Annotated in this window: 21 protein-coding genes and 1 pseudogene; 5 read left to right on the forward strand and 17 right to left on the reverse strand. The window is 53.7% G+C overall.

Translation table 11 applies throughout. The annotated features are described in order from the left end of the window. Positions 1–129 precede the first annotated feature (129 nt). Positions 130–1068, forward strand: a complete 939-nt coding sequence (locus tag U9M73_RS11320; protein ID WP_407673978.1) for an HNH endonuclease — start codon at positions 130–132, stop codon at positions 1066–1068. A 447-nt stretch (positions 1069–1515) separates the two neighbouring features. On the opposite strand, the gene U9M73_RS11325 is transcribed toward U9M73_RS11320, so the two are convergent. From U9M73_RS11325 to U9M73_RS11360, 9 genes and pseudogenes are all read right to left on the reverse strand, one after another. Continuing rightward, positions 1516–3678, reverse strand: coding sequence for a HelD family protein (locus tag U9M73_RS11325; protein ID WP_323077355.1), 2163 nt, complete (start codon positions 3676–3678; stop codon positions 1516–1518). A 216-nt stretch (positions 3679–3894) separates the two neighbouring features. Further along, positions 3895–3972, reverse strand: a pseudogene (locus tag U9M73_RS22270) (YdeI/OmpD-associated family protein); the annotation flags it as partial. Positions 3973–4132: 160 nt separating this feature from the next. Beyond that, positions 4133–4891 (reverse strand): tRNA threonylcarbamoyladenosine dehydratase, encoded by a 759-nt coding sequence (locus tag U9M73_RS11330; protein ID WP_260070218.1) that lies wholly within the window; start codon positions 4889–4891, stop codon positions 4133–4135. A 37-nt stretch (positions 4892–4928) separates the two neighbouring features. Then, complete coding sequence (aspS, locus tag U9M73_RS11335; protein WP_260070217.1) at positions 4929–6707, reverse strand: aspartate--tRNA ligase; 1779 nt, start codon at positions 6705–6707, stop codon at positions 4929–4931. A 45-nt stretch (positions 6708–6752) separates the two neighbouring features. Next, entirely contained in the window at positions 6753–7997 is a 1245-nt protein-coding gene (hisS, locus tag U9M73_RS11340; protein ID WP_260070216.1) for a histidine--tRNA ligase, read from the reverse strand. Between the two features lie 666 nt (positions 7998–8663). Then, on the reverse strand, positions 8664–9131 hold the full coding sequence (locus U9M73_RS11345; protein ID WP_260070215.1) for a hypothetical protein: 468 nt from the start codon (positions 9129–9131) through the stop codon (positions 8664–8666). 27 nt (positions 9132–9158) lie between these two features. Continuing rightward, entirely contained in the window at positions 9159–9326 is a 168-nt protein-coding gene (locus tag U9M73_RS11350) for a hypothetical protein (protein ID WP_260070214.1), read from the reverse strand. A 224-nt stretch (positions 9327–9550) separates the two neighbouring features. After that, entirely contained in the window at positions 9551–10003 is a 453-nt protein-coding gene (gene dtd / locus U9M73_RS11355; RefSeq protein ID WP_260070213.1) for a D-aminoacyl-tRNA deacylase, read from the reverse strand. A gap of 25 nt (positions 10004–10028) precedes the next feature. Then, positions 10029–12206 (reverse strand): RelA/SpoT family protein, encoded by a 2178-nt coding sequence (locus U9M73_RS11360; protein WP_009224405.1) that lies wholly within the window; start codon positions 12204–12206, stop codon positions 10029–10031. Between the two features lie 317 nt (positions 12207–12523). Between U9M73_RS11360 and uraA the strand changes: the two genes are divergently transcribed. Then, positions 12524–13810 carry a uracil permease gene (gene uraA, locus U9M73_RS11365; protein WP_036644729.1) on the forward strand — a complete coding sequence of 429 codons (1287 nt, stop codon included), beginning with the start codon at positions 12524–12526 and terminating at the stop codon, positions 13808–13810. A 76-nt stretch (positions 13811–13886) separates the two neighbouring features. Here uraA and U9M73_RS11370 read toward each other — a convergent pair whose 3' ends face one another. The 6 genes from U9M73_RS11370 to U9M73_RS11395 all read right to left on the reverse strand — a co-directional run bounded on the left by U9M73_RS11370 (position 13887) and on the right by U9M73_RS11395 (position 20497). Further along, on the reverse strand, positions 13887–14402 hold the full coding sequence (locus tag U9M73_RS11370; RefSeq protein ID WP_323077357.1) for an adenine phosphoribosyltransferase: 516 nt from the start codon (positions 14400–14402) through the stop codon (positions 13887–13889). Positions 14403–14461: 59 nt separating this feature from the next. Further along, positions 14462–16867 (reverse strand): single-stranded-DNA-specific exonuclease RecJ, encoded by a 2406-nt coding sequence (gene recJ / locus U9M73_RS11375; RefSeq protein ID WP_323077358.1) that lies wholly within the window; start codon positions 16865–16867, stop codon positions 14462–14464. Between the two features lie 46 nt (positions 16868–16913). Beyond that, complete coding sequence (locus U9M73_RS11380) at positions 16914–17864, reverse strand: cation diffusion facilitator family transporter (protein ID WP_009224409.1); 951 nt, start codon at positions 17862–17864, stop codon at positions 16914–16916. Between the two features lie 115 nt (positions 17865–17979). Then, positions 17980–18876 (reverse strand): protein translocase subunit SecF, encoded by an 897-nt coding sequence (gene secF / locus U9M73_RS11385; protein ID WP_050769721.1) that lies wholly within the window; start codon positions 18874–18876, stop codon positions 17980–17982. Continuing rightward, positions 18866–20119 carry a protein translocase subunit SecD gene (gene secD / locus U9M73_RS11390; RefSeq protein WP_009224411.1) on the reverse strand — a complete coding sequence of 418 codons (1254 nt, stop codon included), beginning with the start codon at positions 20117–20119 and terminating at the stop codon, positions 18866–18868. Before secD ends, secF begins: the two co-directional genes overlap by 11 nt. A gap of 120 nt (positions 20120–20239) precedes the next feature. Then, positions 20240–20497, reverse strand: coding sequence for a post-transcriptional regulator (locus tag U9M73_RS11395; RefSeq protein WP_009224412.1), 258 nt, complete (start codon positions 20495–20497; stop codon positions 20240–20242). Between the two features lie 244 nt (positions 20498–20741). On the opposite strand from U9M73_RS11395, the gene spoVB reads away from it, so the two are divergent. Beyond that, a complete protein-coding gene (gene spoVB / locus U9M73_RS11400) occupies positions 20742–22358 on the forward strand; it encodes a stage V sporulation protein B (protein WP_323077359.1) in 1617 nt (538 codons plus the stop codon). A 6-nt stretch (positions 22359–22364) separates the two neighbouring features. Here spoVB and U9M73_RS11405 read toward each other — a convergent pair whose 3' ends face one another. Then, positions 22365–23033: a DUF421 domain-containing protein gene (locus tag U9M73_RS11405; RefSeq protein WP_407673979.1), complete on the reverse strand. Its 669-nt coding sequence runs from the start codon at positions 23031–23033 to the stop codon at positions 22365–22367. A 259-nt stretch (positions 23034–23292) separates the two neighbouring features. On the opposite strand from U9M73_RS11405, the gene U9M73_RS11410 reads away from it, so the two are divergent. Both U9M73_RS11410 and U9M73_RS11415 read left to right on the forward strand, forming a co-directional pair. After that, a complete protein-coding gene (locus U9M73_RS11410) occupies positions 23293–23685 on the forward strand; it encodes a TIGR04086 family membrane protein (RefSeq protein WP_009224415.1) in 393 nt (130 codons plus the stop codon). Between the two features lie 83 nt (positions 23686–23768). Beyond that, complete coding sequence (locus tag U9M73_RS11415) at positions 23769–24626, forward strand: phosphatase PAP2 family protein (RefSeq protein ID WP_260070209.1); 858 nt, start codon at positions 23769–23771, stop codon at positions 24624–24626. A 132-nt stretch (positions 24627–24758) separates the two neighbouring features. On the opposite strand, the gene yajC is transcribed toward U9M73_RS11415, so the two are convergent. Next, positions 24759–25067, reverse strand: a complete 309-nt coding sequence (yajC, locus tag U9M73_RS11420; RefSeq protein ID WP_009224417.1) for a preprotein translocase subunit YajC — start codon at positions 25065–25067, stop codon at positions 24759–24761. Positions 25068–25097: the final 30 nt, after the last annotated feature.

The raw sequence follows: 25097 nt of genomic DNA on the forward strand, positions 1-25097 counted from the left end.
GGAACATCCCATTACAAAATCACATCCATTATCATAAACCATAAGCCAAGACCGGCCGGTCTTGGCTTAATTTATATCGAATCAGGTATAATGGAGTCAGATCCTACTTACAGCCTATTCCAAACTGAGGTGACCCCCTTGACTCAGCAGCAGCAACCTGAGCACGTCTCCACTTCCGCGAAAGCGATAAAAATATGCGCCTATTGCGGCGAAGCCAAACCGCTGGGCGAATTCCTGCGCCGCACCGGCAAGCGCTCCGGCAAAGGCTCGCGCCGGGGCGCTTGCCGCAGCTGCCGGGCGCTGCGCAAGCGGCAGCAGGCTGCCCAGGCTCAGGCCGCGTTGCCGCAGGCCGCGGCCCCTGAGCCCGCTGGCGCAGCGCTGGCAGCGCCAGCGAAAGCGCCCGCGCCGGCGGCGCCAAGCGGCGACGGCCGCGCGAGCGAAGCCGCGGCCGGGCCAAGCGCGCCGCCGGGCGCGGAGGCCGGCGCCGCAGGCACGGCCAAGGCGGCGCGCAAACGCAAGCGCAAGCGCCGCAGCAAACAGTCCGCGGCACAGATCGCGGCCTTTCAGGACGGCGCAAGCGCCGTTAATACGGCGGCGCCGGCTGCCGCCGCGGGGCGGCACGGCGGTGAAGCCGCGCCGCCCAAGCGGCGGATCAAGCGGGCGCTGCCCGCCCCGCCGCCGAAGGTCGAGGGTCCCGACGTCCGGACCCTGCGACCGAACCGCAACGGCATGATCCGCCTGCGCGGGCGTACCGACAAAGGTCGGCGCTGGCAACAGGAGATCGACTATGATCTGGCGGTCACACTCGTGCGCGAGCATATGGCCGTCGTCGTGAACCCCTTCACCATCCGGCGTTTGTACACGAACAAAGCGTTCCGCCATTATATTTTGACGCGGGATGATTACACCTGCTTCTTCTGCGGGGAGTACGGCGATACGATCGACCACCTGCTGCCAAGAGCCAAGGGCGGTCACACGACCCCGGTAAACTGCGTCTGCGCCTGCAATCTCTGCAACCAGAGCAAAGCCGATCGGTGGCTGGACGAGTTCATGCAGGACGACGTATGATCAAAGTACACGTTTTATGTTCCATAGGGAAGAAGCGATAAGCTTATAAACCACCACATGTATCCGCAATCCGTACATTGAAGAGACCACGTTATGTGATTCTATATGAAAAACCGAATACATTTGGGCGGCTTTGAGCGATTTTGGCTAAATGTATATGAAATTTCATATACATTCGCGCCTACTGAAGGTGTTTGCCCAGAATCTATGCGAAAAACCGAATACAATTCGGTTTTTTCGCTTTTTCCGGTAAATTATATATGAAAAATCGAACACATTTCCGGACGCGTGACTTTTGCGCTTCGCCGCCCAGGAAGGTTTCCGAGTAAAGCCTGCCTGGTGTGCATGTTGCGCCCTTCACCTGAACAAAAGGGATAATGCCGCAAAAGGGGGCAAAGGGGACAGGACCTTCCCCTATAATCAGCCGCCAACTCACGCCCCGTACCCTTACGCCTCTAAGCTCGTCCTAACGGCATTGTCCGTCGAACCCTCGCCCGGGACGTAATCCGGCAGCTCCTTGCCGTGCAGCAGCCATAGCTCGTGCAGGGCGCGGGTGCAGCCGACGTACAGGAGCTTGGCGTCCTTGGGGCCGTAATGCTCCCGGTCAACATCAGTCACGATCACCGCATCAAACTCCAGGCCCTTTGACAGGTACACCGGCAGCACCGAGATCCCACCGGCGTATTGCGTCAGCTCCCCGGTAATCAGGTTGACTTCCAGCCCACCTTGGATTAACGCGGCATGCAGCTCCTCTGCCTCCCGCATCGTTCGGGTTAATACGGCTACCGTACGGAACGAGCCGCCCAGCACCTTGTCCAACGCCTTCCGAATTAACGGCAGCCACTGCTCACTATCCGCTTCTAACAGCCGCACTGGCTCCCCGCTGCGGAATACCGGGACCGCCAGCAATTCCGTATCTACACCCCGTTCCAGGATATCGTTGGCGAATTGGATGATCTCCATCGTTGACCGGTAGCTGCGCGTTAATGCGAAATAAGCGGTCTCCTCCGGCCGGAACAAAACTTGCATTTCTTCCCAACTACGTACCCCTTTGTAGTAATGGATCCCTTGGGACAAATCTCCGAGAATCGTAAAGGAGTGCCCTTTGACAAAACGGTCCAACACATATACCTGAAACGGCGTAAAGTCCTGAGCCTCGTCGATCACGACGTGGTCGAAGGTCAGATTGCCGTCGATTTCGTGGATCAAAGTATATAAATACAAAAGGGCGGCCAAATCCTCTTCCTTGACGACGTTTTTCTTTAAACGCGCCTGCGTCTCCTTCCAGATGCCCGGCGGTATCCGGTCGGAGACATCGGCCATTCCTTCCGTGCCGCCGCTTCTCCGGATGCCAAACAGCTCCCTGTAGAGGCTGAGCGGCGTCAGCTCCGGCCATTTTTTCGCATAGCTTTTTTCCCGTTGCTGGGCTTTTTTCTTTAGGTCCTTCAGGGCCGCCGCCGACGGCGCCTTCTTCAGTTCCATCTCGATCCAGCGATGGATCCGCGCCAGCACCCGTTCCTTGCGCCGTGCCACTGGAAAATGGCGGTATTCGCCTTCGAACCAGGCCAAGATCTCCTTACGCGGCAGCCGAGCGCCTTCCCAAGGCTCGAAATCGCCCTCAGGAACACAGGCCGACTCAAGCGTACTTACCGACGCATCGATGATCTCCTTAAACGCCATCGAGCCCTTGAAGCGTCCCGGCAGCTCTGTATCCTGCCACGTTTCCGCCCCTGTCGCTCCGCCGTCAAACCAGCGGGACAACGCCTCCGATCCATCGCTTGGGACCTCGTCCAGTCCCAGCACCTTAGCCGCCCAATCACTGAACGTGCTTTGCTGGATATCCCCGACCCCAAGCTCGGGCAGCACTTCGGATATATAGTCGATAAACATATGGTTGGGTGCAAAAATAACTAAACGTTCCGCCTTAATCTGTTCCTTATATTGATACAGCAAAAAAGCCAGCCGATGCAGCGCCACGGTCGTTTTCCCGCTGCCGGCTACGCCTTGGATAATCAGCGCCGTATTTTTCGCCGCCCGGATAATTCGGTCCTGCTCGGCCTGAATGGTCGAGACGATGTCACGCAGGCGGTTGTCCTTGTTCTCACCAAGCCGGTACACGAGGAACTCATCTGATACGGCCGGACCGTCGCTGTCGCAGTTATACGTATCCACGACCCGGTCCAGGATGCCTTTGCGGATCACGATGTTGCGCTTCAAGTACACCAAGCCTTCGATCAAGCCTTCAGGCGCTTCATACGAAGCATCGTCCCCGCCGGTAAACGAGTAGAACAAACTAGCCACAGGCGCGCGCCAATCGATGACAATTGGGTCTTTGCCATCCGGATCGCCCACCCCGACCTTGCCAATATAAAGCGGCTTTCTTCTTCCCCTGCGCTCCTCAAAATCCAGCCGGCCAAAATACGGCTCTTGAATCGACTGCTCCAGCTGCTTCCGCTGGGTTTCCCGATTCTCCTCGAGGAGCTGCTCGGTAAAGTCATGTCCGGTGTACACCGGAATCGAACGCAGCCGTTGCAGCTGCCGATCGATCTCTTCCAAGGTGCGGTCCAGCCGCGCCTTCTCTTCTTGATAGGCACTTTGAAAATCATTCATTTCAGTTACCTCCTAAGGTTTTTGTGTACTCCAGACTCAAAAGGAGTTCCATTATACCACTACCTCAGGTCAAAAGGCGAATTTTCTCAAAAAAATAAGACGCTGGTAGACTTGTCTAACAAGCCTAATCCCAGCGTCTTATTTTTTCTATGCTTTATCCGACGGGCGCTTTAAGCCTGCCTTAAACTTCTCCACGGTTTGAGCAATCCGGCTCGCTCATGTTTCTGCCCGTTTGGCATCCAAGATCCACTCGATATACGCCTTCTTATGCGAAGGGGCTAACCCGCTCAGCGCTGCCGCTAGATCTTCCGGCGTTTCCGGCGGCGGTGAGGGCTGCCGCTTCGCGTTTGTTCCGAGCTTAAGCCCAGCTGCTCCACCTACCCGGCCGGCGCATCCAGCACGAGCACGCGGTCGCTGTCCGCAGGTAACCGCAGCTTCTTGACGAGCTCCGGATTCATACGCTTACGCTTACGCCTCCGCGCTCCAGCAGCTCACGCACCGCTACGCTGACCATGATCAAGCCGACCACCGGCGGCACAAACGAGTTGCTGGCCGGCGGCTGCTTCGCCTTGCGGATTTTTGCGCCGGCTGGCGCGATTTTCTCCGTGACGTCCTTGCGCGGTCGTACCGGCGGTTCAGTCGAGAAAACGACCTTAACGCCCTTCTTGATCCCGTCCTCTCGCAGCTTCGTGCGAATCACACGAGCCATGGGGTCCATATGGGTTTTCGAAATATCCGCAACCTGGAATTTCGTCGGGTCCATTTTGTTGGCAGCCCCCATGCTCGACAAGATCGGGATGCCCCGCTGCAAGCATTGCTTGATCAGGTGAATTTTGTACGTAATCGTATCCGAAGCGTCCAGTACATAATCGATATCGTACTTAAACAGCTCTTCGTAAGTTTCTTCCGTGTAGAACATATTCAGCGCAATCGCTTCGCACTCCGGGTTAATGAGCTTGATCCGTTCGCGCATCAGATCGGCTTTCTTCTGTCCGATCGTCGTCGTCAGCGCATGAATTTGCCGGTTAATGTTGGTGATATCGACAACATCCTTGTCGATCATGATAATCCGGCCGATTCCGGTTCTGGCCAGCCCTTCGACGGCCATCGCTCCTACGCCGCCGACGCCAAGCACGGCAACCGTGCTTTTCTTGAGAATATCCAGACCCTCTGCCCCGATGGCGAGTTCTGTCCGCGAAAATTGATGAAGCATGGTCAGTGTACCTCCGTTAGGTTGACATCTTAACCGATTATTTCTTTACTTCCGCCAGCTTGGGAGCCAGCTTGATGTGCAGCTGATCCAGCTGCGATCCGTCGACTTCGGAAGGCGAGTTCATCAGCAAATCGGTTGCGCTCGCCGTTTTCGGGAAGGCAATCGTCTCACGCAAGTTGGAACGGCCGGCCAGCAGCATCACCAGACGGTCGAAACCGAAGGCGATCCCGCCGTGCGGCGGCGTACCGTATTCGAAAGCATCCATCAGGTAGCCGAATTTATCTTGAGCCTCTTCCGGCGACAAGCCGATCGCTTTGAACATCTTCTCTTGCACGTCGCGTTTGTAAATCCGCATCGAACCGCCGCCAACTTCATAGCCGTTCAGCACAAGATCGTAGGCTTGCGCGAGGATTTTCCCCGGATCGGTGTCGAACAGCGGCAGATCCTCGTCGCGCGGACGGGTGAACGGATGGTGCTCGGCGACGTAGCGTTTTTGCTCTTCATCCCAGCCAAGCAGCGGGAAGTCCACGACCCAAGCAAATTTATACACACTGTCGTCGATCAGACCAAGATCGCGGCCGATTTTCAGACGCAATGCGCCGAGGACGTCAGCAACAACCTTCTTGTTATCGGCGGAGAACAGCAGCAGGTCACCTTCTTCGGCGCCGGTGCGTTCCTTAATCGCTTCGATCTCCTGCTCCGTAAAGAACTTCACGATTGGACCGCGGAACTCGCCTTCCTTCACTTGAATCCAGGCCAGACCTTTCGCGCCATAACGGGCTGCATACGGTCCAAGATCGTCGATCTCCTTACGGCTCCAAGTCCCGCATCCTTTAGCGTTCAGCACTTTGACTTCCCCGCCCTTTTCGATGACCGAAGAAAATACTTTAACGCCGCTATTCGCCACAAGATCGCTGACGTTCACCAGCTCTAAACCGAAACGGAGGTCCGGTTTGTCCGACCCGTACTTATCCATCGCGTCAGCATAGCTAATGCGTTGGAATGGCGTAGGAATATCAATGCCTTTCGTTTCTTTAAACAGGCGTACGATCAACTTCTCCATCATCTCGAGCAGCTCGTCGCGCGATAGGAACGAAGTCTCGATGTCGACCTGGGTAAACTCCGGCTGACGATCGGCACGCAGGTCCTCATCGCGGAAGCAGCGGGCGATTTGGTAGTAACGCTCGATGCCGCTGACCATCAGCAACTGCTTGTACAGCTGAGGCGATTGCGGCAGGGCAAAAAATTCTCCCGGATGCACGCGGCTTGGCACAAGGTAATCGCGTGCCCCTTCCGGCGAGCTCTTGGTCAAGATCGGAGTTTCCACCTCAATGAAGCCTTCTCCGTCAAGGAAATCGCGGAATACCTTCGCCGCCTTGGAGCGCAGCCACAACGTTTGCTGCATTTCCGGACGGCGCAGGTCGAGGTAACGATATTTCAGACGCAGCGATTCATCCACTTCGATGCCGTCTTCAATGAAAAACGGCGGCGTTTTAGCTGCGTTCAACACTTCGATTTCGGTAATTTGCACTTCGATATCGCCGGTTGGCAGGTTCGGGTTGACCGTTTCAGGATCACGGGCTACCACTTTCCCGGTAACGGCCAGCACGTATTCGCTGCGCACGCGGTCGGCAATTTTTAGCGCTTCGCCGGAATAAGCCGGGTTAAAGACGATTTGCACAATGCCGCTGCGGTCGCGCAGATCGATGAACAGGACACCCCCCAAGTCCCGGCGGGTTTGCACCCAGCCGTTTAATGTAACGGTTTCCCCGATGTTCGCGGTGCTCAGCGCGCCGCAATGATGCGTTCGTTTCATCGTAACTCCCCTTTTCTTCGCGTTTTGTTTTTGTAGTTGTTTAGGTTACTGCAACTCATTCAGCAATTCGCTTAACTTCACGGTGCGCTGCTCGCCGCTGTCCATCGACTTCAACGCGATTTCCCCGCGCTGCAGCTCATCGTCGCCGAGAATTGCGGTATAGCGCGCCTGCATCCGGTCAGCGGATTTCATTTGCGCCTTCATCTTCCGGCCCAGATAATCGCGTTCCGCAGAGAATCCCGCTTGCCGCAGCTTAAACAGCTGGGTCGTAATCTCCTTCTCCGCAGCTTCGCCTAAGGCAATCAGATACACATCCAGCGGCTTGACGGCGCCGAGCTCGATCTCTTGCTTTTCCAAAATCAGCGCGATCCGTTCGAGTCCCATCCCGAACCCGATGCCCGGTTGATCGGGACCGCCCACTTCCGCCACCAGCCCGTTATAACGGCCGCCGCCGCCAATCGTATCGATGGCGCCGATGCCTTGGGCTTTGTATTCAAAAGCGGTGTGCGTGTAGTAGTCCAACCCGCGAACAAGGCGTGGATTGATTTCATAGTCGATCTCCATCGCGCTCAGCAGCTCCTGAACCTTCGCAAAATGCGTGGTGCACTCCTCATCCAAACTATCCAGAATCGACGGCGCCCCGTCGAATTTATCCTGGTCCGTCTTACAGTCCAGCACACGCAGCGGATTGCGTTCAATCCGAGCTTGGCAGTCTTTGCACAAGCTGTCCTTCATCGGCAGCAGGAACTCCAGCAGCTTCTCGCGGTAAGCCGCCCGACTGGATGGATTGCCAACGGAGTTGATCTCCACCTTCACCCCTTGAAGACCCAGCTCACGGCAAAACTGATAACCCAGCGCCACAACCTCGGCGTCGATCGCCGGATCCGTCGCACCAAACGCCTCCACTCCAAACTGGTGGAATTGGCGTTGACGCCCTGCCTGCGGGCGCTCGTAACGGAACATCGGCCCGATATAATACAGCTTGCTGACGTCCGGTTCGCCGTACAACTTGTTCTCCACATAGGAGCGGACAACGCCGGCCGTCCCTTCTGGACGCAGCGTCATGCTGCGATCCCCTTTATCCAGAAACGTGTACATTTCCTTCTCGACGATATCCGTCGTCTCCCCTACGCCGCGTTCAAACAGCGAGGTCTGTTCAAAGATCGGGGTCCGAATTTCCCGGTAATTAAAACGCCGGCACAAGTCCCTGGCCTTCTCCTCAATAAACTGCCATTTCTCGACGGTTCCTGGCAAGATATCCTGCGTGCCCGTCGGTTTCTGAAAAGCCATATTGTTCATCCTCCATCTCAGACTCGTAAGCCAATATAAAAAATCTCCCGTTCCTGTTTGATCCAAACAGGGACGAGAGATCGTTTCGCAATCACCCGTGGTGCCACCCACATTCCGAATGTCGACTCTCAAAAGCTGCTCCGCTTCGCACATGCGCATCAGCTTCCAAGCATCAAATTCGCTTCAAACGGTTATCGCCCGCCTACGCCGCACGTCTACTCTCGAAGTCCAAGCCATAAGCCGCCTTAGATTTCGCCGCCGGTTCTCGGGGAAGTCTTTCGTTTAATCATCATCAGAATCCTTCCAGCCTGCTTCACCGCCCGCATAACGAATACGATTGATCCGTCTGCCGCGCCGAAGTCGGGGATTCCTCTCTGTGGGTGTGGGGTTAAACTACTTTGTCCCGTCATCGAATACCTATTCGTTTCAATTTACGCCATAGAAGTGACGTCAACTGTTATTTTTAGATTGTATGAAACCACCGCGCTAAAGTCAAGCCCGAGACGCGAAAAATGTCTACACAAAGAAAAAAACCTGTCACCAACGGGGTGCAGGTCCAAAAGGTATTATATTAAAAAGGGGGTCATGCCGTTATTATAAACAAGCAATGTTAAGGGAACATGTATCTAATATTACAGTTATATTACAAGAACCCATATCCCCCTACTATTCCGTTACAACATAGCCCCCATGTTCGCGCAATTTCCGCACAACCGTCTCATAATCGCTGTCCTTCACCTTTGCACTGAGTACATATTTCCATCCCTGCGGCTCGTCACCGGTCTCGATGGGAGGTTTCGATGTCATTAGCCGTTCTCCGTCTCCCACCGCTTGGCTGCGTTCACCATCTAACGTGTCGCCGGTATTGTCTTCTCCCAAAGCTACCACCGGCAGCACGCTCTGCACACCGCGTACCGTTCCGGGTACAGGAACAACTCCCGGGTTGTTTGCGCCTGATGCGCTGATCACCCCATTATTTAGAGGCAATAACGAAACCTGAAGCTCATCGTCTTCGCCCCATTCGTTCGATACATTCCCTGCTTCAACCTCATTCGTGTTGTAGGCCAGCAGGGCGATACGCGCACCTTCCACTTGATCTTCTGTATTAAAATAGGCCTGAATATGTCTGGCCATGACCGATTCCTCCTTATTCATTCAGCATCAGCTTCCGGGTCGAGGGAGCCATTCGGCAGAGGGCCTGGTCTCCTGCATCATCGGTTCAAAGCGCTCCGGTTCGGCCAGACGGGCCGTCATCCGGGCTTCGCTGCGGTGTCCCGCTGTCATGAGCGGAGAGGATTGCCAGTCTCTCGATTTCACGGATTGGTGCATGTGAGCACCTCCTTTGGTCGTCAAGCTCTTTATCACAAGGTTGTACCAAAATCGGTCCGCTTATCCTACAGAACCCGAAATCCTGCATGAAAATGAAGGGAATTTGTCCATATTGCCCCGTTCCGTTGCACAGCAAGAAAATCTGTCCGATACCTTCCTCCTAACATAAAAGCGGGGCAAGACGCAGAATTTCCGCGTCTTGCCCCACTTCCGTATCCTCGCAGTTATCCCTCGCTGCCAGGGCTGTCCACGATCAGGGTCACCGGACCCCAATTCGTCAGCTGAACGTCCATATCGGCGCCAAACATACCGGTTTCGACCGTCAACCCTTTCGCCCGAAGCAGCTCGTTAAACCGCTCGTACAGCGGCTCCGCCGTTTCCGGCCGGGCCGCCGCCATGAAGTTGGGCCGTTTGCCCTTGCGGCAATCACCGTACAAGGTAAACTGGGAGACCGACAAAATCGCCCCGCCGATCTCCGTAACCGCCAGGTTCATCTTGCCTGCTTCGTCTTCAAATATGCGTAAGCCGGAGATCTTCTCCGCCAAATAGGCGGCATCCTGCTCGGTATCCTCATGCGTCACGCCAACCAACAGCATGAGCCCCGGTCCGATCGCCCCTACCGTCTCTCCCGCTACGACCACGCGCGCCTCACGGCAACGCTGCACAACCACTCTCATCTTGGTTTGAATCCTTTCCTATCTGCTACTGCATAATCCGGTGAACCGTGTACACATCCTTCACCCGTTTGATCTTCTCCACAACGGATTGCAGATGATCGGTATTCCGAATCAGAATCGTCATATGCACCAAAGCCATTTTGTTCTTATCCGACCGCCCCGAGACGGCCGAAATATTCGTTTTGCTTTCCGACACAGCCTGCAGCACTTCGTTTAAGAAGTTACGACGGTCGTGCCCGGTAATTTCGATATCGACACTGTAATTCGCTTCGATCGAATCTTCCCATTCCACGTCGATCACACGCGCCGCCTCTTCGCCTTCTCCTCCGCTCGGGATGTTCGGACAGTCGCTGCGATGCACGGATACGCCGCGGCCGCGGGTGATGTAACCAACGATCTCGTCGCCAGGTACCGGATTGCAGCATCTAGCAAACCGCACCAGCAAATTGTCGATCCCCTTCACGACGACGCCGTTCGTTGGGCGATGCCGGCGTTCTTCCGGCGCTTTCACTTCTTTGACCTCGGTGGTCAACTCGATGTGCCCGGCCGCTTCCTCCTGCTCCTTGCGCAGCTTCTCGGTCAGCTTCGTCACGACTTGGGAGGCCGTGATCCCGCCGAACCCAATCGCCGACAGCATATCGTCGATGTCGTTGAAGGCATACTTCTTCGCCGCTTCCAACAGCTTGTCGTCGCTCATCCACAAGGAAGGCTCGAGCCCCGCCCGCTTCAGCTCGCGTTCGATCGCTTCGCGTCCTTTTTCCACGTTTTCTTCGCGCTTTTCCTTCTTGAACCATTGCTTGATCTTGCTGCGAGCATGGGAGGATTGCGCAATTTTGAGCCAGTCCTGACTAGGTCCGTACGAGTGTTTGGAGGTCAAGATCTCCACGATGTCCCCGGTTTTCAGCCGATGATCCAGCGGGACGATCCGTCCGTTCACCTTGGCCCCAATCGTACGATTGCCAACTTCCGTATGGATACGGTACGCGAAGTCCAGCGGCACGGAGCCTGCCGGAAGCTCAATGACTTCCCCGGACGGCGTAAACACAAACACCAGGTCCGAGAAGAAGTCCATTTTGAGCGATTCCACGAATTCGGAAGCATCCTTGGCTTCATGTTGAAGCTCCAGGATTTCGTTAAAGAACGTAATTTTGTTCTCGAGACCGCTCGTCCCTGCGCCTTCCTTGTAGGCCCAGTGCGCGGCAATCCCGTATTCTGCCGTCCGGTGCATTTCCCATGTGCGGATTTGAACCTCTGTAGGTTCCCCGTTAGGCCCAACGACCGTCGTATGCAACGACTGGTACATGTTCGCCTTCGGCATGGCGATATAGTCTTTAAACCGCCCCGGCATCGGCTTCCATAACGTATGGATGATCCCCAGGGTCGCGTAACAGTCCTTGATATTGTCCACGATGATACGGATGGCCAGCAGATCGTAAATTTCGTTGAACTGCTTGTTTTTCATCGTCATTTTCTTATACACGCTGTAAATATGCTTGGGTCGCCCCGACAAATCCGCTTGGATGCCCATTTCGTCCAGCTTCTCGGCGATACGGGCGATCACGTTCTTGATGTATTCCTCGCGCTCCGCCCGTTTCTTGCGCATCAAGTTGGCGATCCGGTAATATTGCTGCGGGTTCAAGTACCGCAGGGCAATATCCTCCATTTCCCATTTGATGGCGGAGATCCCGAGCCGGTTCGCGATAGGGCAGAAGATTTCCAGCGTTTCATATGCAATCCGGCGCTGACTCTCCTCGGACTGGTATTTCAAAGTCCGCATGTTATGCAGCCGGTCCGCCAATTTGATGACGATGACGCGGATGTCTTGTGCCATCGCAATGAACATTTTACGGTAGTTCTCGTTCTGCTGCTCTTCTTTGGATTGGAATTTGATCCGCTCCAGCTTGGTTAAGCCGTCAACGAGCAATGCACAATCACTGCCGAAATGCTCCTGTATCTCCTTTAAGGACACTGTCGTGTCTTCCACCACATCATGAAGCAAGGCCGCAATGACCGACAGCGCATCCATTTGCATGTTCACTACAATATCCGCTACGGCCAAAGGATGTAGGATATAAGGTTCTCCGGATTTGCGAACCTGTCCGTGATGGGCTTGATCCGCAAACTCGTACGCTTCCCGAATCCGCCTCAGATCCGGTTCCTTTATATAGGCAGACGCCTTTTCGAGTAATTGCTCTATGCCCATTGAGATCCTGTTGATTCCTTTCTATATGAAAATATACTGAAAAAACGCATACAAGAGCATAATTCGCCTCATTTTGATTTCCTATAATTATGCCTCTTGCGTTCCCTCACGTCAACTCCAGGTATTGTCTTCGCTGCACGGACAGCATCCCGGCAAGATCTGCCTGCCTTCGGGAGGGTAGACCGACCAGCCGATGAAGGGATTACCTGGGAAAGAAAAACAAAAGTCAAGTATTTTTATGTTGAAAATTGTCGCCAATGTCATTATCCTATTAAGGATAGTTATCTTATGAACGTATCTATAGAGGAGTGAACTCGTTGCAACGTGAAATTCAAGTGAATGAGAAAGTCCCGTTCGGACCGGGCGTGCTGTTAAGCCTGCAGCACTTATTTGCCATGTTCGGAAGCACGGTGCTGGTGCCTAACCTGTTTGGCGTCGACCCCGGCATGATCCTGCTGATGAACGGCATCGGTACCCTGTTGTACATCCTCATCTGCAAAGGGAAAATCCCTGCTTATCTGGGTTCCAGCTTTGCCTTCATCGCACCGGTTCAGGCGGTTCTCCAGACTCATCCGGGGAACGGCTACGCTTTGGCTCTCGGCGCGTTTATCGTCACCGGCGCGATCTTCGTTCTGATTGCGCTGCTGATTAAATACGCCGGCACGAAGTGGATCGATGTCGTATTCCCACCAGCCGCTATGGGGGCTATCGTTGCCCTGATCGGCCTGGAGCTGATTCCCGTCGCAGCCGGCATGGCCGGATGGATCACCGATGGCTCGGAGGGCTGGACGCCAGATGGAACGTCCATCACGCTGTCGCTCGTGACGTTAGTCGTTACGGTACTTGGCGCTGTCTTGTTCCGCGGCTTTCCGAAGATTATTCACATCTTGATCGGGATCGTCGTTGGTTATGTTCTAGCTTTATTCATGGGTGTGGTCGACACCTCAGCGATCGAACAAGCGAAGTGGATCACCCTGCCGACGGTCACAACCCCGCAATGGGATACCTCCGTCATCATCTCGATCGTGCCGGTCGCGCTGGTCGTCATCGTGGAGCATATCGGCCACCTGCTGGTGACGAGCAACATTGTGGGCAAGGACTTGTCCAAGGACCCGGGCTTGCACCGGTCGCTGATGGGGAACGGGATCTCCACGATTCTTTCCGGTTTTGTAGGCTCCACGCCGAACACGACCTATGGGGAGAACATTGGTGTCATGGCATTAACCCGCGTGTTTTCTGTGTACGTGATCGGGGGTGCGGCGATCTTTGCCATCCTGCTCTCCTTCTCCGGGAAGTTCTCGGCAATCATCGCTAATATTCCGGATCCGGTTATGGGCGGCGTATCCTTGCTGCTGTTTGGCGTTATCGCCGCCTCGGGCTTGCGGATCTTCGTGGAGCAGAAGGTGGATTTCTCCAAGCCTACCAACATGCTGCTGACCACCGTTGTTCTGGTCATCGGCCTGAGCGGCACCCAACTGACCATGGGTAACGTCGTGCTGAAGGGTATGGCCTTGGCAACGATCGTTGGCATTGTGCTTAGCCTGTTCTTCAAGCTCATTCAAGTGCTGAAGTTAAGCAACGATAACGAAGAAGCGGCCCATTAAGCTCACTCTTCTATACAAATTAGGGGCTGTTGCCATGTGATACGTGGCAGCAGCCCCTTTTGTATGGGATCTATTTTTATTCGTATTGCACGAGTGAAAAGATTTCAATTCCCGGCAGCTTCTTGCGGCCTTCCAGCTCACTTAACTCAATCAGGAAGGCAGTACCAACGACGTTCCCTCCTAGTTGACGAACCAGATCCACAGAGGTTGAGATCGTTCCCCCAGTCGCTAGCAAGTCATCCGCAATCAGCACGTTTTGCCCCGGCTTTACCGCATCGCTGTGCATCGCTAACCGGTCTTTGCCGTATTCCAGGTCGTATTCCACCTCAATCGTTTTGTAAGGCAGCTTCCCACTCTTGCGGATCGGTACGAACCCGACGCCAAGCGCGTAAGCCAGCGGCGCACCCACAACGAAACCGCGGGCTTCAGGGCCGGCAATCAAATCGATCTTCAAATGAGATACCCGCTGCTTCAGTTCGTCGATCGCCTTGCGGTACATGTTACCGTCATTGAGCAACGTCGTAATATCCTTGAAGCTAATGCCCGGTTGAGGGAAATCAGGAATCACCCGGATGTACTCTTTAAAATCCAAACCAATCTCCTCCTAGTTCAAATGCATGCAAATCATTTCTAAATTTCAGAACAAAACATTTATGAGGCTCCCTGAATATGGGTTAGCATCCATTCCGTAATTTCCGGCACCCGGCCGTACTGCAGCATCTGTTCGATTTCAGCCAGCAGTCCCAGCTCCCGGTAACGGCTTGACGTTTCCAAGGCCTGCTTGGAAGGAGACGGATGGATCCGAATCATCCCGGATGCCCGAATAATAAATCCCAGCTCCTCGAATACCCCAAGCGCCATCTCAACCATCCGCTTTGACCAACCGGTACGCTTCACAAGCGCCGCCAACAGCTCTTCCTCAGGAAGCCCTTGGCCGGCTCCCCGATAGATCAAGCTGTACACGAGCTTGAAATGATCGCGAGAAGGCGGCTCGATGCGCTCTTGGGGCGCACGCAGCGAATGCAGCATATAGATGCGCTCCAGACCGGTAAAAGCGGATACCATCCCAGTCCAGCTCTCCGGTGCATCCGGAAGCTCCAGGACGAACAATGTCGACGCAGCGTGAATCCCAGCGGTTTGCGCGAGCTCGTTCCCAGGACGCACGCCAACGTTCTTATCATATACCCAAATCGGGGTCTCCTTCAAATCAAGGGTATGGAAAAATGCGGAACCTTCATTTACGATGACAGCCGACGCTCCCGAACCGCAGGCGGGCAGCTTATCCAGCTTCCCTCGAAGCTCTTCGAGCAGCTGCGATGGATTCCGGGAGCCGCGGTAATCAAACACCTGCAGATGAGACACCGCTAAATCCTGGATCATGAGCTGCGGCTTGCGCGAGCCGTTCCACTCGTTGACACTGGCTTCCGCAACGATATCGATCCGAGCTTCTTCCGACAGCAACGGGGCCAATTCACCTTTGCCAAACGCGACGGCTTCTACGGTTTTACCGTTTTGGCCAAGAATCAGCTTCAAGTGCTTGCCGTCTTTGCCCATCTGGCGGCATTCCAGCAGCTTTAGGCCACGAAGAAGCAGCCTGGGACAGGTGTTTGCCATGCCAAATGGAGCCAGTTGCTGGAGTTGTTCGATTGCTTGCAGCGTAATGTCTTTTAAAGAGCAAGTCAAATCGGTCTCCAGGACCGGCACGAAATGCTCCGGCGTGAGCCGCCCGGCGGCAAAAGCATTCAGCCTTCGGCCAAATTCCTCCAATCGCTCCCGGCTTAGGGACATCCCTGCAGCGGATGGATGTCCGCCAAAGTGGTCCAGCAGGTCGGCGCAATCGGTTAAGGCTTCATAGATGTCAAAGCCGGGAATTGAGCGGGCGGAGCCTTTGCACTCCCCGGTCTCGGGATGAATTCCCAACACGATGGTCGGGCGATAATACCGTTCCAGCAATTTGGAGGCGACGATCCCGACAACGCCGGCATTCCAGCCTTCGCCGGCCACCACAATCACGTCGGGCAGCCCTTCCGACTGCTCTTGGCTTTCCAGCTGCTGAAGCGCTTCTTGCACCATATCCTCGACAATTATTTGGCGCTCCTTGTTCAGCACATCCAGCTCCTCGGCGATCGCCTCGGCTTCTTCCATGTTCTCCGCCGTCAATAAGGCGACGGCGCGGTTGGCGTGGCTCATGCGGCCGCTGGCATTAATCCGCGGTGCCAACCCGAAGGCGACGGCTGTCGAAGTAACTTCCCCGCTGGACCAGCCGGAGGTTCCGAGCAATGCCGTCATGCCCGGAAATGCCGAGCGCTCCATCGATGCCAGACCGGACTTGACGATCATCCGGTTCTCTCCGGTCAGTGGCATCAGGTCAGCAATCGTCCCCAGCGCGGCCAGCTCGGTCCAAGCAATGGGGGTGTCCTCCCCCAGGAGCGCTTGGGCCAGCTTGTACGCCACCCCCACCCCGGCCAGTCCTTTAAACGGATACGTGCAGTATGGCAGCTTGGGGTTAATCAAAGCGTACGCTTCCGGTAAAACCGCCGGCGGTTCGTGGTGGTCAGTGACGATCACGTCCATGCCCACCGCATTGGCGTAGGCCACCTGCTCAACGGCGCTGATCCCCGTATCTACCGTCACGATCAGCGTAAAGCCTTTCTTGTGATAATGCTCCAGCACCGGAATATGTAGCCCATATCCCTCTTTCGTTCGATGCGGGATGTAGTAGTCATATGTAGCACCGAGATGCCTCATCAGGTAGATCATTAAAGTCGTCGATGACACCCCATCGGCGTCATAATCCCCGTATATCAAAATCCGCTCCCCATTTTCCACCGCACGGCGGATGCGCGGTACGGCTTCTTTCATGCCGCTGAGCAGCATGGGATCGTGTTGATCGGCAAGGCTTCCTCTTAAGAAGAGCTCCGCCTTCTCAGGGCTTTCCATCTCCCGCGTCACCAGCAAAGACGCCAGCAAAGGGGAAATATTCAGCTGGCCGGCCAGCCGTCTGGCAGCCTCTTCGTCATAGGGAAGCTGTGTCCAGCGATATTTGGCATGAAGCAAAAAACGTCACCTTCTTTCTTCCTGTCGGTTCTATCCCGGGGCCAGCTTACTGCAGCAAGTTCGGCAAATCACTATCAGCATCGGTATTGCTCTTATAAGGATACCCCGCCTCGTAAGGCCCGACTTGAATCCGAACGTCAGTGACATGGGAAAAGCGGTTGAGCAGCAGCATTTTGGCCCGATTGGCGATATCGTTGGCTTCCATAACGGTAAGCTTAGGATTTACGCTAATCTTGGCGGTCACGGTCACATAATGTCCGTTCTCCTGCGCTTTCAAATCATCTACTGTAATCACGCCATGCACCCGCTGTACCGTCTCGATGAAGGTAGCAGCATCCTCTTCGCGTACCTCCGTCCGAACCGGTCCGTAGATGGAGCGTCTCACCAGCCGATAGACTTGGATCATCACATGTAAGGCGACAAGGATCGCGGCAACCGGATCAAGATACGCCAGAACGGGCACATCCCAGGCTTGCCCTCCCATCGCCCCAAACACACCCGCGAGAACAACTACAGATGAGAACAACGAATGACGGTGCTTCTCGACGATCAGCTGCAACTCCTGATCCGACTTCCTGCGGGAAATACGCAACTTGATTTGAAACAACGTTTCCCGCAAAGCCATCGATAGGAGCACGGCTGCCAAAACGAAAGTCTCCGGTGGAGTGGTGTCGCCCTCAACCATGTCAGTGATGGACGCAATCCACAGTTGAACGGTGCCCATCAACAAAAAAACGGAGAAGAAAATCGCCGGCAGCGGCTCAGGCGTCGCTTTGCTTGCGGACGAACCGGCCAGCCGCAAACGCCTTTTTCCCGGTACAGACAGTCTCGCGGCGACGCCAACCGCAACATCGTACGCAGAATATAATGCCCCGGCCAGCAATGCCAGACTGTCGTACAGCAGACCAACCGTCCCCAAAAACACGGCCAGGACAAGATCCCCAACGATCCCGGGCCATGCTGTCGGTGCCGGAATAACAGCTTGTTCTCGTGTCATAATCCCCCTCCTGATGCACGTAAAAGCGGACAAGTTACGAAAGCCGCGTCAGAAGACGCGGCTCTAGCTTTAATTCAGCGAATGAATGGGTGCTTCAATCAGACATTTCGGCCGTTCAGGAAGCTTTAGCCGGTTTATGCTTTTGCTTACTCTTGAGCAGGAACCAGAGCGGGCTTGCGATAAAGATAGACGAATACGCCCCAAACAACAGGCCGATTACCATCGCAAGCGAGAACATCCGGATCGACTCTCCGCCTAGAATGAGGAGGAAGAAGGCCGCCACGAACACCGTCAACGCGGTATACAAGGAACGCATAATCGTTTGCGATACGCTCACGTTCACCAGATTGATCAGGTCCTGACGAGTTTTCGTTTTGGCAAATCGCAGATTTTCGCGAATCCGGTCAAAGATAACGATCGTATCGTTAATCGAATAGCCGATAATCGTAAGTACAGCGACGATAAAGGTCAAGTCAACCTCGAGCCGGAAGATCGAGAAGACGGAAATGACCATAAAAGCGTCATGCAGCAGCGCGATGATCGCAGCCACAGCAAACCGCCATTCAAACCGGATGCCAACGTAAATAATAATCCCGATACAGGAGATCAACACGGCATAAATTGCATTGCGCGCCAGTTCTTTCGCCATTTCCGGGTCAACCGTATTCACTTCAAACGAAGCTTTATCGTCTAATTTGGCAATTTCCGCTTTCAGCTTCGCGTCATTCTCTTCACTTAATACTTGCGTAAATCGGATATTCATCCGGTCTTGTCCAGGACTGATGCTCGCTTCATTCTCCTCGATCCCCATATTTTTCAAGATCGGGCGGACTTGATCGGCCGTCAGCGGCTTGGACAGGGAAATATCCACATTAGACCCTGCTTTGAAATCTACGCTATAGTTCAAACCGAAGAACGCCAAGCAAATGATGCCGGCAATCGTCAAGACGATTGAAAGGGTGTAGAAGTATTTACTCAGATGTATATAATCCAGGTTCTTCTTAAAGCTCACGAATGTCACGCTCCTTCACACCGAAATACTTCGGTTTCAACAGCTTGCCGGCTTTGAGCAGCAGGTTCAGCAGGAAACGGGCGAGATAGATATTCGTGGCGATACTAAGTACGATTTCCACGATGAGCACCAAGGCAAAGCCTTTAACGGCCCCCGTACCATACGCATACATCACGGCCGCAACGATAATCGTCGTGATCTGCGAATCAAGCACTGTACGGAGAGAATGCTTGTCCCCTGCTTTGACCGCAGACATGATACTCTTGCCGGCCCGTATTTCCTCATGAATCCGTTCATTGGTAATAATGTTGGCGTCCACCGCCATCCCAATCCCGAGAATGATAGCCGCAATCCCTGGAAGAGTTAACGTAAAGTCTGCCCAGACGAACACGAGAATGAGCAGCCAGGTATGCACAATCAGGGTAAACGAGGCAATTAGCCCAGGCACCCGGTACATCCCGACCATGAACAGCAGAATGAAAAGAGAGCCAATCAGGCCGGCTTCAATCGTCTGATCCAGTGACTGCTTACCGAGCGTCGCGCCGACGCTTTGAGAATATTTCTCCGTCAGCTTCAACGGGAGGGCACCAAGATTGATCTTGTCGCGCAGCTCTTTCGCCTTCTCCAAGTCGCCGCCCACACTGATTTGTGCGGACCCGTCGGTCAAAACGGCTTGAACGATCGGAGCGGAGACCAGCTCATCGTTCATATAAATCGCCAGGGGTTGTCCCAGCAAACGTTTGGTGACTTCAGCGAACTTTTCTTTGTTTTTCACTTTAATGCTGACAACCGGTTCATTCATCTGTGTGAATTCCAGTTTGGCACCATTTTCCGCGAAATCGGTTCCGATCATTTCGATCTTGTTGTATTCGTCCGCGTTCTTCTCCGTGCCGTCCTTACTGCGGAACGTCAGCGAAGCCGGCTCCTTCATCGTCTTGCGCACTGTTTCTTCATCGGTAACGCCGGCCACCTTCAAGCGGATCCGGTTCGTGCCTTCCGTCGTGACTTCCGGCTCGCTGGTTCCCAGCTTGTTCGCCCGGTCCTCCAGGCTCTTGGCCGTTTGGATTAAGGATTCCTTCGTGACCTGACCTCCGCCTTCCAACGGACTGGCTTCATATAGAATCTCAAAGCCGCCTTTCAGATCAAGGCCGAGACGTACGTTCTTTAATAGGTCGGGGGTTGTCCAAGCCATGATGCCAAACGAGACAACCACGACGGTTATGAATGTGATAATTCTTTTCATCCCGTACTTCTTTCCCCTTTCAAATTCTCAATATTCCTATTATAGCGATGGCCGAAAAACCAGTCAATTTATCTAAAATTGTCAATTCGATTAACGACCGGCACGAAAAAAAGATCCCATTTAATCCAAACGGGATCCCCGAAAGGCGGACATCGTCATATAGTTCATAAACTGGGTGACTTTCAAAGAAAGAATGTCATTCACCAATTGGTACAAGGGAGGGATTCCCCCCTTCTCGTATTTATGGCTGATACATTCCCAAATGTCAGGTCCGGTCACATGCTCGTACCCGATCAGCCGGAACTCCTCGGCCTTACTGCGACACAAGCTTTCGATTGCCTCATTTAGTTGTTGGTCCGTCATTTGTTCTTCAGCCATACTTCAAGCCTCCTTCGAAAACCCGTCTTATTACATTCTACCCTAAATCTCCGAATCCTGCTTACAAGAGTTGTTTGGTTTTCGAATCTTGTGAAAAAGACAAGTCATGAACCGGGACAGGTCTGTCATATCCATGAAGTGAGAGGTTGTACGCCTCGCTTACGAGTTTATAAGGCAGCTGATTTCTATAAGCATCGCGTATGTAGGAAGTTACCAAAGTGCTGCCGGGGGAGTGGAGTTTCGATTGAATAAGCAAACCTTTATCCAAGGTACGATGATCCTGCTTGTGGCTGGGATCGTAAACCGCCTCCTGGGCTTCATTCCGCGCATCATGCTGCCCCGCGTGATCGGGGCCGAAGGCGTAGGGCTGTATCAGCTCGGTTATCCCTTTTTTCTCGTGCTCGTAACGATTATTACCGGCGGCATTCCGCTCGCTGTAGCCAAGCTGGTGGCCGAAGCAGAATCCTCGGGTCAGCCCGGGCGCTCGGTGTCGATTTTACGGACAAGCTTAGTATTTACGACGGCAGCCGGCTTTCTGTTTACGTTTCTCTGCTTGTTTGGCGCGCCATGGGTGACCCGTTACATTCTGACCGATGCCCGGGTTTATCACACTTTTATCGCAATGAGCCCGATGATCATCATCGTCTCAGTCTCTTCGGTCTTCCGCGGATATTTCCAAGGGAAGCAGGATATGATTCCCTCGGCGGTGTCGTCCATCATGGAAACGGTGGCCCGAATTATCGGCGTCCTCTGGTTCTCGTATCTCATGCTCCCGATGGGCATCGCCTATGCGGCTGCAGGAGCCATGCTTGGTGTTGTTGCCGGCGAGATCGTAGGCATGGGGGTCCTGCTCTGGCAGTATCACCGCCTGAAGCGGAGGGAGCGGCTGGGAGGCTCTACACCCGGCAATCTAGCAGTGAGCCCTGCCAATGCTGTGAACCCGAATGAGGAAACATCCGCCTCCTCCGCCTATCCGTTCCACGCCAACCTGCGCCGAATTCTGCGCATCGCCATTCCGGTTACCGGCAGCCGTCTGGTCGGCTCGCTCTCCTACCTGCTGGAGTCGATTACAACCGCGCGGAGCTTGGCGATCGCCGGCGTAGGAGTTGGCGTTGCGACCTCCCAATACGGGGCGCTGCAAGGGATGATCATCCCGCTGTTGCTGCTGCCGGGAGCGTTAACTTCGTCGCTCGCCGTCTCGCTTGTCCCTTCGCTGGCTGAAGCGCAGGCACGCGGCGACACCAGAACGATCCACCTGCGTCTCCATCAATCCTTGCGGCTTGCGCTGGTCACCGGCGCTCCGTTCGCCGCGATCATGTTCGTGTTGGCTGACCCGATCTGCCGGCTTGTGTACAACGATGGCATGATCGGAGGCATGCTCAAAATCATGGCCCCCTTCGCCCTTCTGCTGTATATCCAAACGCCGCTGCAGGCCACGCTGCAAGCGTTGGATAAGCCGGGCCGCGCACTCATTAACACACTGGTTGGGGCCATCATCAAAATCACCTTAATCTTCTATCTGGCCTCGAACCCGGCACTAGGCATCTACGGGGCAATTATCGCGATTATTATCAACTTTATCATCGTGACCGTCATGCATGCTGTCGGTGTGTCCAAATCACTGCGTTATCGTATGCCTTACCTGGATATCCTCAAGGTTGGAGCGGCGATGATCATCATGGCCGCCGCCGCGGACTATTTATATAAGAACCTCGTCCTGAGCTCTCAAATGGGCTGGCAGTTCTTGATGGCGGCCTCCCTGTCCGGATTGCTGTATTTAGCTCTAGCCGGAATCATGGGATTGTTTGATCTCCATGACCTTAAGCGGCTGCCTGTCCTAGGCAAATGGTTTCGGAAATAACGAAGGTTATTGTTTTGCGTCCATCTCATTGATATACAGCTTTCCATTATGATCGATACTGCAAAAGAACACCTGCTTGAAATCCGTTAAGCCTTTCATTTGAATCTGATTTTTCAGCCAAAAGCGGGTTTTTCCGATTTTGCGCAAGTTCTCGTCGTTTACCTTGCCATCCATAATGAGCGGCAGCGGGAGTGCTTCATATTTGATTTTTGCCGAGAGGTTGGCATCCTTCTTTTGGGAAGGCTGCTCTCCCCCTTCGGATTTGTCTTTGGGAATCACACTAAGCTGCCCGCTCGTTTCCAACACGGCAAACTCGACGTCGGCAACGCTGTCGATCTGCTGCGAGCGCAGCTGCATCATTAAATCATCTAAGTTGTATCGCTGGCGTTTCATTTCTTCCCGGTTAATTTTCCCGTTTCGGATAATGACGCTGGGCTCGCCATCAAACCACAGCCTTATTTTACGGAAGCGAAGCGACAGCATGGCGATGGCGATTTGAATCAGCAGCAGGGTCAACATCGGTATGACTCCGTCATAAATCGGCCGATTGATATCTTCCAGGGCAAAAACGGCGATCTCTGCGATCATGATCGAGATGACCAGGTCGAAGATCGACAGCTCGCCGATTTCTCTTTTTCCCATAATCCGCATGACTCCGAATACCAAGAAATACATCAGGACGGTTCGGAAAACATGGTTTGCCACATGCTCGACCACGCCAATCCCTCCTCTGGTTACAAGTTCGCACAAAACATGGTATTGGTATTCTGACCGCCGCCTTCCCGTTCCATGCGAAAGATCACAGGTTAAAATCCGGGAGGCTTACATGAATCTTCCTAACTCAATTGGGCCAAGTAGGTCTATCCGAGTTAGCTTGACCATAAAATGTGGTAAAACGTCTGTCGAAGACATGGAAAACAGGAGGCTGACCACGATGCATTTGATCCGCCGAATTTTCGGGATGCGTATGTCCCAGCCCACCGTTGCAGGGTTGTGGTATGGATTTTTATGGATGATGATCGGCGCATTGATTCTATCTTTATTGTTGCAAGGCGAAATGGTTGAAGAGTTTGAACTGTCGATGTACACGTATCTGGTGCATGCTGTTGCCGTCTTGTTCGGGGGGATCGTCTCCGGCAAACGTGCCAAACAGAAGGGATGGTATCAAGGCGCTCTGACCGGTGCACTGTACGTGCTCATCTTGCTGCTGATCAGCTTCTTGGCTCTAGATACGTCATTGGGGCTCCGGGAATGGGGATATATCCTGCCGGGGTTTGTCATCGGTGCGATCGGCGGCATGATTGGCGTAAATCTTGGCCGCAAATAACTTAAGGTTTTACGGCGGCCTCCATTCATGGTAAGTTAGACTTAGTCCAATCGACATCATCATGAGGAGGTCGTTCTCGCACGATGGATCATTCCATGTCCGGCATCTCGTGGCTGACCGGGATTTCCGTCATCATCATGGTCTGGGTGAACACGCTCCGCTCGCCATGGCATGCCGTTACTTCCCTATTGCAGCAACTGATCAAATCAAAACATTTGCTTTGGCTTTTACTTCTGATGGTTGGCGTGTTGCTGATAAATAAGTTTGAACTGATCCTAGAAGATCATCTTCCTTTTCATACCGATTTCACACCGTGGGTATTTGGAATTGAGGGACATTTCGTTTCAACGTTTCAAAGCTTGTTTCACTCAACGACTGTAACGGTAATAACAGCTTTCTTCTATCTAGTCATCTTGCAGGCGTTAATTCTTGCATCGCTGGGAATCTATGCGTCCGATGATCGTCTGCCGTTTCTTTATGCGACCTGTTGCACTGTGATCCTCAATTATCTGGCAGCGGTCCCCTTTTATTTGCTGTTCCCGGTGAACGAGGTATGGTCGTATCCGCCGTCAGGGGCTATCTTTTATATGCTAGAGGTTTTTCCAAATTTCGAACAGGTTTACCGCCCCTTGTCCGGTCTGAATAACTGCTTTCCTAGCCTCCACACTTCGGTCTCCGTATCGATGGCTATTTTGGCGATCCGTTCAGGGAACCGGCGCTGGGGTTGGTTTGCTTCAGCTTGTTCATTGATTATAGTGTTTTCAATCTTTTATATGGGGATTCACTGGTTGACGGACATGCTTGGAGGGCTGGTACTGGCTGCTTTGGCCTCCACCATCGGCCTTGCCTGGGGCAACCGCTTGGCGAACTCCGCGCGATCCGGAAACCTTAAGCCGCATCAGACCATAAGAAAAACGTCTATCGACGTACATTCAAAGTAGACAGACCGCGTTTAGCGGAAGTTTTTCTTGCGATATCAGGATGCCAATGCCCCGAAGTTTATACTTTCTGATATCTTAAAAAAGAGCCTGTAGCATACAGGCTCTTCCTATTTGTGTTTGTCTGTAACGCGATTAACCTTCCGACTCTTTAATGGTGTGACTGATCGCGCTGCGGTCAAACGTCAGCTTTGTCACGTCATTCACGCGAAGCACTACCGTATCGTCGGTCAGCTCCATAATCGTTCCATGCAATCCGCCAATCGTCACGATCTTATCGCCTTTCTTCAAAGCGCTCAACATCGAATTACGTTGCTGCTGCTTCTTCTTCTGCGGACGAATCAATAAAAAGTAGAAAACGGCGATCATGATAACAAATGGAATGATCATGGAGATAAGCGAGTTGGCGCCAGTTGTTTGTTGCGCGGCATACTGAAAGAACATGTCATTTCCCCCTTTCCAAAATCGAACTAA

Source organism: Paenibacillus phoenicis, assembly GCF_034718895.1.
GTDB classification, from domain to species: Bacteria; Bacillota; Bacilli; order Paenibacillales; family Paenibacillaceae; genus Fontibacillus; species Fontibacillus phoenicis.

What these genes read in the sequence shown, in the direction of transcription:
- U9M73_RS11325 (WP_323077355.1), bottom strand. Translation starts at nt 3,678, where the DNA reads ATGAATGATTTTCAAAGTGCCTATCAAGAAGAGAAGGCGCGGCTGGAC.
- U9M73_RS11330 (WP_260070218.1), bottom strand. Translation starts at nt 4,891, where the DNA reads ATGCTTCATCAATTTTCGCGGACAGAACTCGCCATCGGGGCAGAGGGT.
- aspS (WP_260070217.1), bottom strand. Translation starts at nt 6,707, where the DNA reads ATGAAACGAACGCATCATTGCGGCGCGCTGAGCACCGCGAACATCGGG.
- hisS (WP_260070216.1), bottom strand. Translation starts at nt 7,997, where the DNA reads ATGGCTTTTCAGAAACCGACGGGCACGCAGGATATCTTGCCAGGAACC.
- U9M73_RS11345 (WP_260070215.1), bottom strand. Translation starts at nt 9,131, where the DNA reads ATGGCCAGACATATTCAGGCCTATTTTAATACAGAAGATCAAGTGGAA.
- U9M73_RS11350 (WP_260070214.1), bottom strand. Translation starts at nt 9,326, where the DNA reads ATGCACCAATCCGTGAAATCGAGAGACTGGCAATCCTCTCCGCTCATG.
- dtd (WP_260070213.1), bottom strand. Translation starts at nt 10,003, where the DNA reads ATGAGAGTGGTTGTGCAGCGTTGCCGTGAGGCGCGCGTGGTCGTAGCG.
- U9M73_RS11360 (WP_009224405.1), bottom strand. Translation starts at nt 12,206, where the DNA reads ATGGGCATAGAGCAATTACTCGAAAAGGCGTCTGCCTATATAAAGGAA.
- U9M73_RS11380 (WP_009224409.1), bottom strand. Translation starts at nt 17,864, where the DNA reads ATGACACGAGAACAAGCTGTTATTCCGGCACCGACAGCATGGCCCGGG.
- secD (WP_009224411.1), bottom strand. Translation starts at nt 20,119, where the DNA reads ATGAAAAGAATTATCACATTCATAACCGTCGTGGTTGTCTCGTTTGGC.
- U9M73_RS11395 (WP_009224412.1), bottom strand. Translation starts at nt 20,497, where the DNA reads ATGGCTGAAGAACAAATGACGGACCAACAACTAAATGAGGCAATCGAA.
- U9M73_RS11405 (WP_407673979.1), bottom strand. Translation starts at nt 23,033, where the DNA reads ATGTATTTCTTGGTATTCGGAGTCATGCGGATTATGGGAAAAAGAGAA.
- U9M73_RS11410 (WP_009224415.1), top strand. Translation starts at nt 23,293, where the DNA reads ATGCATTTGATCCGCCGAATTTTCGGGATGCGTATGTCCCAGCCCACC.
- U9M73_RS11415 (WP_260070209.1), top strand. Translation starts at nt 23,769, where the DNA reads ATGGATCATTCCATGTCCGGCATCTCGTGGCTGACCGGGATTTCCGTC.
- yajC (WP_009224417.1), bottom strand. Translation starts at nt 25,067, where the DNA reads ATGTTCTTTCAGTATGCCGCGCAACAAACAACTGGCGCCAACTCGCTT.